The sequence below is a fragment of the Psychromonas antarctica genome (genome assembly GCF_022267535.1).
Classification (GTDB): domain Bacteria; phylum Pseudomonadota; class Gammaproteobacteria; order Enterobacterales; family Psychromonadaceae; genus Psychromonas; species Psychromonas antarctica.
On sequence record NZ_JAHNZV010000109.1, the window covers coordinates 1 to 8,995 of the forward strand.

An 8,995-nucleotide genomic window follows, 5' to 3' on the forward strand; every position below is an offset into this window, starting at 1 on the left:
GCTCAAATGCAGTAATAACGCTACTAAGTTGCTCTGGATTTGACATAATTAAGTCCTGATGGATGAGTTACCCGTATTAAATCAGAACAAAAAATGGAAGTTGAGCTACGCTGCCGTAAGCTCACTTGTTACTTGGTAAATTGCCCCAAGTAATCTATATTTCAGATTGATTTAGGGAGAAGGTTTTTTTAATTAAAATCGTAATCAACATCGCGATCATTGTAGTCGTAATCATAATCATAATCATCATCTATTAAATTTTCTGTATCAGCTCTTAGACGTTTATTTTCATGCCACATTTCAATTTCCCGACGAGTTTGGTCTTTGCTGCGCTTTATTTTTTCTAGGCTTGGCTCTTCAAATTCATCATCTGAATCAATAAAGTCAATATCGTCATCAAAGTCGTCATTATCTTCTTGATAGTCAAATTCACTCATTGTTAATCCCCTAATATTAGGTGTGTAAAACAGAGAAGAATATTCAACTTTTTTTTGCAATTAGGAAAGTAAAAAATATTGCGTTTGCTGATAAAAATTTTTTATCAGATAATGAAATAAGGTGAACTAATATTCATTTTAACTGTGCACTCTGTTGTGTCATTTTGCCCTGTCAGTGACTAAAGCATTAGCTGAGTGTCCACTTTTCCCGATGAATAGTTGCTTAATGAATAAACCATGTGATTGAGCCGCAGATTGTTATGAAGTCGGCATGGGAGTAATGATTTTAGTCTTTATCCGGATCAAAATAGCATGCGCTTAGGCATGCTATCTGTACTTCAGCTATTAAGGTTGAGGGCAGTATGGCGGGTCTTATGTGGCATAAAGATCTTGCATTATTTCAATATGTTCGGCGACTTCTTCATGATCCTCAAAATAGGCTATATGGTACATAGCATCGCCCTCTTGTACGAGTGGGATTTTCTGCTTACCTATGATGATACCGGAATAACGAGCCGTGACATTGTCAAATACTTTACCAAAAGGATCGCCTATTTCAGCCAGCAGATCCTTGCTATTGACCATGTCGCCTAACTGTTTTTTATATTTGACAATACCGCTAGCAGAAGCCCTTACCCAGGAACTATTCTTGGCAATAAATGGCTCCGCAATTTTTTTTGTGCTGGTTTTACGTATCATGCCTAAGTGACGTAAGACATTAAGTATACCTTTAACGCCAGCACGAATTGAAAGCTCATCGAAGCGTAATGCCTCCCCCGCTTCATAAAGCAGTATTTTAGTGCCCGTTTCAGCAGCTGCTTGTCTGAGGGACCCATCACGCAAATTAGCATTGAGTAATACCGGTACACCAAAGGCTTTTGCTAATTCCAATGTTTCTGGATCTTCCAGATTGGCTCTAATTTGTGGGATATTAGTGCGATGCAGCGATCCTGTGTGTAAATCAATGCCATAATCGCAATGTTTAACTATTTGTGTCAGAAATACATTTGCGACCCGTCCCGCCAACGATGATTTGTCAGAGCCCGGAAATGAGCGGTTTAAATCTCGACGATCGGGCATATAACGTGTTTGATTAAGTACGCCATACACATTGACCATCGGCACTGCAATAAGGGTACCTTTTAAATTTTTGAGCGATTTTAAGCATATTAGACGGCGAATTATTTCTATTCCGTTTAGTTCATCGCCGTGGATTGCGGCGCTTAAAAACAGGGTTGGTCCATCGACTTTTCCCCGTCTTATATAAATCGGCATAGAGATATCATTATCTGTATATAAACGTGCGACCGGGAGCTTGATTTGTTTGCTTTCTCCCTGTTCTATTGTAATACCCGCAATCTCAATCACCTTCATTTACTAGCCCTTACCACGTGTTTTAGTACTGTGAGGTTTGGCATTTTTCTCGATAAATTGGTAAATTATCGCCGCAATATCCTTGCCAGTAGCCGCTTCAATACCTTCAAGCCCTGGTGATGAATTGACTTCCATAACAACGGGGCCACGACTTGAACGTAAAAGATCTACGCCGCAGAGATTCAATCCCATCACCTTGGCGGCCCTTACCGCTGTATCTCGCTCTTCTTTACTGAGTTTAACAATTTCGGCTTTGCCCCCTCGATGTAGATTAGATCTGAACTCGCCGGCCTGTGCTTGTCGTTTCATTGCCGCAATGACTTTATCGCCGACAACGAGGCAGCGGATATCGGCACCATCGGCCTCTTTTATAAACTCTTGCACGAGTATATTGGCTTTAAGTCCCATGAAGGCTTCAATGATGCTTTCTGCGGCTTTGGTTGTTTCACCCAGTACTACGCCGATACCCTGAGTTCCTTCGAGCAATTTAATGACGACAGGCGCACCACCGACATTTTTGATTAAATCTTTAATATTGTCGGGTTGGTGTGCAAATCCTGTTCTTGGTAAACCAATACCTTTTCTGGATAATAGCTGCATGGATCGCAGCTTATCTCGACTTCTACTGATAGCAACAGATTCATTAATACTAAAGGTGCCCATCATCTCAAACTGACGCACTACTGAAGTGCCATAAAAGCTCACCGATGCCCCTATGCGTGGAATAACGGCATCATATTGTGGTAACGCTTCACCTTTATAGCGTACGGTGGGGTTGTTACTAGTGATATCCATATAGCAATGCAGGGTATCAATAACATCGACGTCATGTCCACGCAGCTGCGCTGCTTCAACCAGACGACGTGTTGAGTAAAGTTTTTTATTTCTAGACAATATGGCAATTTTCATATTTTTTTCTCACAGTAAATGGTTATAAGTAACTATTCTATATACTAAAAATTTGTTTTTTTGAGAAACGGGACACTTTAACTTAAGCATAGGCTGTTTTATATTAATACAATAGAGCATAGGCTAAGGAACGCAATAAGTATTAATTTACACGACTATAATTACCCTTGCAGGCCTGTCAGTGTGATGTTGAGGGGAGGGGGAACGAGTGTGATTATATCTCCCAATGCTGAGTTAAGATATAAGATTTGTTAGCTGCAGTTAATAATTAACTAAGAGAATATCTATTATGAAAAACAGGCTTTGTTTTAGGGTGTTTTTTTGCTGAGGAACAGGCTTATACTAGCGCATTAGATCCCTCTGATGGGCTCTAATGCCGGTTATAATGGTGCATTACCGTAACTGTTTTTTACTTTCTATTTGGCTATTTTTAAGCGATGCTAGGCTGCACCAGTATAGTCGCAATAAAATAGCGTATTCTATACCCAAGCTACCTCGGTATAAGCCTCCTCAGGTGGTTTGGGTATAGCCATATTGCCGCTTTATGATTACTTGATAGCTTGCAAAGTGGGCTCTCGTTTTTCAGCATTGAAAGAGCTTAAAAATAATAAAATACGAGTTATGCTTAGGATTTTAAAATCGATAAACCGTCTAAAGAACTTATAACGCAGTGATTTAAAGTGAAATATAAAATATGATATATAAAAACAAACTACTCGTTGGGGCATTAGAAAAATGCTGTTTACCTGATTTACAGATAGAAGGACTTGATGCGCGCATCGATACAGGGGCTCAAACCTCGTCTTTGCATGTTGATAATATTGTGGAATATCGAAAAGAAGGGCGCAAATGGATTGAGTTTTATATCCATCCTGATATTCATAATGTTGAAAAAATCGTTAAATGCCATGCAAAAGTAAAAGCAAAACGGCGAATCAAAAGTTCTTCTGGTTGTACGCAAACACGGTATGTTATTGAAACAAGAATTGTAATAGGTTCAATGCAGTGGAAAATTGAAATTTCTTTATCAGATCGCTCCAGCATGACTTATTTAATGTTACTGGGGCGTGAGGCAATGAAAGATAAAGTCATTGTCTCTCCGGGAGAAAATTTTATCCAATCTAAGTGTTAGTCTAGGCTTTATTTTAATGACTGGAATTGTTTTTGCTTCGAGTAGCTCCTCAGTATTGAATCAATATGCTGAGCTAAAGCAACTTAATTTAACTGACCCAGGTTAATGCCTGTCAATATTAGGCTACAATTATTGATAATAGAGTGGTTGTTATGTTGAGTTGCCTTGAACTATGCAAAACTATCAGCACTATATGATGTTGGTTTTTAACTTTATGATTTTAAATAGCTTTGCTTTCATTTTTCCGAGTTGAGCTTACTTGAAAATAAGAGATAGGAAAACTAAAATGAGTAAAGGGTGTGTGAAGTGGTTCGATACAGATAAAGGATTCGGTTTTATTACGCCAGAAAATGGTAGCAAAGAGTTGTTCGTGCACCACTCGGAAATTAAAGTGAGTGCCGGTCATGCCTCTTTGCAGGAGGGGCAGTATGTGGAGTTTGATGTCGGTAAAGGAAAAAAAGGGCCATGCGCGCATAATGTTGTGCCGATATAAATTTTAATATAGTGCATTTCATGATGTCGCTATTTTCATTTGAACATGCCCAAACCTGCAATCAGACTCACTCGTTCTTTATTTATACGGTTGCGACGTAATAGGTGAAATTGGTAAGTCAATGCACCACGCAATTATTTAAGGTCTTTTTAACCCGAAATTATTTACAAAAACAACCTGCATATACTCGTGTTTACAGATGTCTTCATGGTGTTGTGGCTGAGTTATATTAATCACAATATTACAGTTTTTTAAAGCGCAAAGGAGCACAAAGCGGTCCCAATATAATAGAGTTGTCTACAAATAGAGTTAATACTGATGCATAGAAATAAGATTTCAACATGTTGATATGACTGCATTAGACAATATTAACTATTATCATCTTTTGCTGTCGGAGTGCATTGATGTCGAATATCCATCGATAGAATGTAATGTGCGTCGGAAAATTTTACACTGTTAACAAGCCTCGGTAACTTCAATGACAAATTTATTTTAAATCTATATTTCACAACTAATTTATCGTCACCCCATGCACTCTCATACTTACTACAAGGTTTTCTATTCAAAAAACCGTTAAAATTTGTCTGTTATAGCAACTATGGGTTATTGCTTAAAACAATTTTTAACTAGCAGTCGAACATTAGCTATATTCTTGCAAACTAGGAACAGAAACCATGTGTAGCTAATGATTGCTGAGTTAATTTCACTTTTCATCTGCTCTATTCGGGCCTGTTGATCTTTGCTGCTCAATAATTGTTCAGCAATGCATCGGCAGCCACATAATCGTCAATACGGGGGGCAACAATGCTCGTATAGTTTTGCTTTAATTTATCGTCTTTCGTTGCTATTGCTCGAAGATTCTTGATCCTAGCAAATGCATTTTCGACTAAATGCCGATATTTATACAAGCATCAATCAATATTGGCGAAATCATTATACATTGCCACCATGCGGTTCAAAAATCCTACACGAAAGATCAACTCACCCTAGTTATGGGAAATGTAAAATCACATTAAAAAAATCCAATAGCTGCCCGATGCCACACCCACCAAACTGTCGAAATATATTACACTTTATATATTGAAAGCATATTGCCATTCCTATCCTTATGTTATTAAACAAAAAAATAAACTGGTACAATAATTGCTTTTATTTATTATTGCGCAAATTTTAAAAATATATAAACAACACACAAGGTTACAGGATAATGAAAAAAATTATTTTAGGGGCACTGGCATCATTGTTGGCATTAAATGCTAATGCTGCGCTTATTAACATTTATGAATCTAACTCAAGCATAAATAACATCGCGCAATCTCAGGCTGTTATTGACAACGCAAGTAGTGCGAATACCACTGTTGATAGTGATAACGTGTTCTTTAGCGACTGGGGCCACCACAGTGCGCCAGCCTTTCCTGATGGACACAACAACACATTTGTATTAACGGCCACCGGCATGGTTGATACCTCATTATATTCAGCGCTTAAATTTTTTCATGATGACGGCATAGACGTTAGTTTAGGTAGCAACAGTTTATACAGCTTTAATGGTAATACTGCTCTCAAAGATAGCGGCTGGAATATGTTTGCTGATACTGGCATGGAATCATTTGATTTGTTGTTTTGGGAAAATGGTGGCGCAGCATCAGTATTGGTATATGGGACACTTAGAGATAGTGGCACCTCTGAGATTGCTAAAATTTCGACTGTACCAGGGCCTAGCTCAATAGCATTTCTTGCTTTAGGTCTAATGGGTTTAGTTTTTGCTCGTCGTAGAGCGTAAGTAAAGCTCTCTTCTGTAGGGCGACTGTAATAGTCGCTTTACCGAAATTATCATCCCTGTTTCTTTACAAGTCCTTCCCTGCTAACCACTAAAGAAATAATGAAAGCCACAAAATTGATTGAAACATGAAATTTTATCGTGTCAGAATCATATTGTGACAAAAGCATGTCAGAATTACTTTTTCTCCTTACTATGACTGTTTCTATCCGATTAGCAGACGCAATTCAACGTTAGCTTTAGAGATCATTTAATGCAACATGCTTATGTAGATGACTCAGGTTGTTTTTTGTAAAAAGATTAAAACCACTACCACGCACACTTCATGCGACTGCGAAACTGCGTTTGGGTTCGCATTCATTCACAGAGGCGCTGCGCGCTACAAAGAGAAAAAACTAATAGACTAAAATATAAGATAATTATTATTTTTTATGTTTTTCTCTGTTTTCCCTCATTTTACTCTGTGGTGCAATTTTTTGACGTGTTTTTATCTTTTCCCATTTTTACCTGAGTTAAGTGCATAAGCATGTAATGCAAAAGCATTTTAGGAAGGGCTCTATCTTTAGGGAAAAATTCTGCTGTTACTACTAACTTTTTATAATTAAGATTAGATATAATCTGAACGATAACAACTGGATCTTCAATACTGGTAATTATTTTGACTGAGTCTCAGGTCATCAAGGGCCTTCGGCGACACATCATATTTGCGTAATTTTTCTAAGTAGGTTATGCCCAATCGTATCAACTAGTAAACATCCCCACTGCCGCTTTTTCCCGAAAGCGGGCTTGCTTTCTATGGTGCAAATTGACCAGGATATCATGATCACAATAACTCTATTTGTGTCGCTAAATATACTCAGCCGTCACAACTTCTATGTTAGTCAACCTCGGTTTTATCTTTGTAATCAGATTATATCCACTAAAAATATACTAATACAGCGAGTGAGTGAGTTAAAGGTGTCTGTTAATGGTCTTTCGGTTGTTTAAATTTCAATAAATTCATCACAGAAAACATCTACTTTGTAAAGGTAAGGGGTTTATGCAAATATTTAAGGTGTTTTTAATCCAAAATCCTTTACAAAAAACTGCATATACTCGTGTTTACAGATATCTTCATGGTGTTATGGCTGAGTAATATTGACCAGAATGTTGCAGTTTTTTAAAGCGTAAAAGGGCACAAAGCATATATATAAAATATGCTATGTTTATTTGTAAAGTAAAGCTACCCCATTTAAAATTTAAAAAGGTAAGATGCGTCCCCATTGGGACTCTCTCATTAATTACCAATAGAAATGATAACTTTACCAGACCGAGCTAAAAGGTAACCTGATTTAACAACAAAAGCTTCCACAAAGTGGTTCCCCTTATACGATGTACTTTCTTCGCGTACGGCTTCCCCTTCTATAAAAGTTCCTCTAAGCTGATTAGCGAGGCCAGCTTCAGACCCTGTATTTGTCACTTGCCAATAAATTTGTGAATCTTCCGGTAGTGAATTAGCTATTTCAAACTTTACATTATATTTTTTGGGTACAGTAGAACCAAATATCAATTTATTAATAAATTGAGTTCTTGTTTGATCCTTGTAATGAACATTAACAGTAATGTCCTGAACAGGGTCTGCCTCTATCCATTTATGAGGTATACAGTGGCTAGGAATTGAAATATAAGTGCATGACTCATTAAGTAAGCTATCTAAACAATTACTCTCATTTGATATGCTAGATTCAGATTTCATAACAACTGCATGAAAATTTCCACCAAAGATTTTCCGCCATTTCTTTATCGATAGCTCCCGATCTGGTTCATCGAATGCATCATCAACCCAGCCTTTATACTTATGAATAAAACTACGGAAATTTTGATATTTAAGTTCATCCCAGTGGCGTGTAAATGTTTCTGAAGGTTGAACTGGATTTTCAATTTGAGGCATTGTTGCATTAGCCTGAAGATACAAATCTAGTCGATCAATGAGAGTTTTAAATGATGTAGGTAGATCCTTGAAATCATCTGACAATGCATCAAAAATATTCTGAACACTATTGCTAATTAATGTAGTCAATAAAATAGATTTACAAGAAAAGGTTTTTTTTACATCTCTGAGGTATTTAAATAACCTAATAGACTTAATTAGATTATTATTTTTTACAACTGCATTTTTATCTTTAATCCATTTTTTATAAGCTTCAGGGTCTGTTTCCTCAAATTCATTCGTTGCTCGATTACATACAAAATAGTTTTTTTCTTCCAAGAAAAAATACTTTGATGTTACGATACAAGGGACTACGTCAACATGGAAATCACCAGCATAATCGAGACAAATACAGCGTGTATTATAGTGAACCTTATCTTTGTATATAGGGTTATTTTTGAAAATAGAGTATAGCTCTTTAATATAATCTTTAGCTTCCCAATCATCATGCTTATTTAAAAAAATGACAATATCTGCATCAAACTCTTTAGCTGGTAAAGGCTTAATTATAGTTCGATGACCATAAGATCCTTGTGGCGAGTCTTCAATATATAAGTCAGAAAAACTGCTTGATTCTTTAACAACCTTTACAACCGCACTTGAAGCTATTTGCATTTTATTAAGGCGAGTTTCATTTAAGTTGACAGTATCTTTCATAAAGTTATTAAAGATTTTTACATGTTTCATTTAATTTTCCCTTTGGCTATATTTATAATTTTATTTCTACTAATTGGGACAAAGAAAATACCAATAGTAACGAAGCCTGTAATTACATAACCTGAGATCTGGATAAGAAACTGCATTTATTAAGCTGTCATTACACCCGATTCGCTTGTTGACAGCTTAATGCATGGCTTCTGTTTTTTTACGCAGTAAGCTACTATTCCTGCAATAATATTAA

General features: G+C 36.8%; 7 protein-coding genes and 2 pseudogenes. 3 read left to right on the forward strand and 6 right to left on the reverse strand.

The window, feature by feature from the left end; genetic code table 11:
* Window positions 1-188: 188 nt before the first annotated feature.
* From KSO91_RS14585 to rimK, 3 genes are all read right to left on the reverse strand, one after another.
* Window positions 189-437, reverse strand: a complete 249-nt coding sequence (locus KSO91_RS14585; RefSeq protein ID WP_238743767.1) for a hypothetical protein — start codon at window positions 435-437, stop codon at window positions 189-191.
* A gap of 372 nt (window positions 438-809) precedes the next feature.
* Entirely contained in the window at window positions 810-1,811 is a 1,002-nt protein-coding gene (locus tag KSO91_RS14590) for a succinylglutamate desuccinylase/aspartoacylase family protein (protein ID WP_238743768.1), read from the reverse strand.
* Window positions 1,812-1,814: 3 nt separating this feature from the next.
* Complete coding sequence (rimK, locus tag KSO91_RS14595) at window positions 1,815-2,720, reverse strand: 30S ribosomal protein S6--L-glutamate ligase (protein ID WP_238743769.1); 906 nt, start codon at window positions 2,718-2,720, stop codon at window positions 1,815-1,817.
* Between the two features lie 694 nt (window positions 2,721-3,414).
* On the opposite strand from rimK, the gene KSO91_RS14600 reads away from it, so the two are divergent.
* Both KSO91_RS14600 and KSO91_RS14605 read left to right on the forward strand, forming a co-directional pair.
* Complete coding sequence (locus KSO91_RS14600; RefSeq protein ID WP_238743770.1) at window positions 3,415-3,852, forward strand: ATP-dependent zinc protease family protein; 438 nt, start codon at window positions 3,415-3,417, stop codon at window positions 3,850-3,852.
* Between the two features lie 286 nt (window positions 3,853-4,138).
* Window positions 4,139-4,345, forward strand: coding sequence for a cold-shock protein (locus KSO91_RS14605; RefSeq protein WP_238743771.1), 207 nt, complete (start codon window positions 4,139-4,141; stop codon window positions 4,343-4,345).
* 757 nt (window positions 4,346-5,102) lie between these two features.
* On the opposite strand, the pseudogene KSO91_RS14610 reads toward KSO91_RS14605, so the two are convergent.
* Window positions 5,103-5,256: pseudogene (locus KSO91_RS14610) on the reverse strand (IS5/IS1182 family transposase); the annotation flags it as partial.
* Window positions 5,257-5,552: 296 nt separating this feature from the next.
* On the opposite strand from KSO91_RS14610, the gene KSO91_RS14615 reads away from it, so the two are divergent.
* A complete protein-coding gene (locus tag KSO91_RS14615; protein ID WP_238743772.1) occupies window positions 5,553-6,128 on the forward strand; it encodes a PEP-CTERM sorting domain-containing protein in 576 nt (191 codons plus the stop codon).
* Window positions 6,129-7,401: 1,273 nt separating this feature from the next.
* Here KSO91_RS14615 and KSO91_RS14620 read toward each other — a convergent pair.
* Both KSO91_RS14620 and KSO91_RS17930 read right to left on the reverse strand, forming a co-directional pair.
* On the reverse strand, window positions 7,402-8,781 hold the full coding sequence (locus tag KSO91_RS14620) for an SMODS domain-containing nucleotidyltransferase (protein ID WP_238743773.1): 1,380 nt from the start codon (window positions 8,779-8,781) through the stop codon (window positions 7,402-7,404).
* 119 nt (window positions 8,782-8,900) lie between these two features.
* A pseudogene (locus KSO91_RS17930) lies at window positions 8,901-8,995 on the reverse strand (IS982 family transposase); the annotation flags it as partial.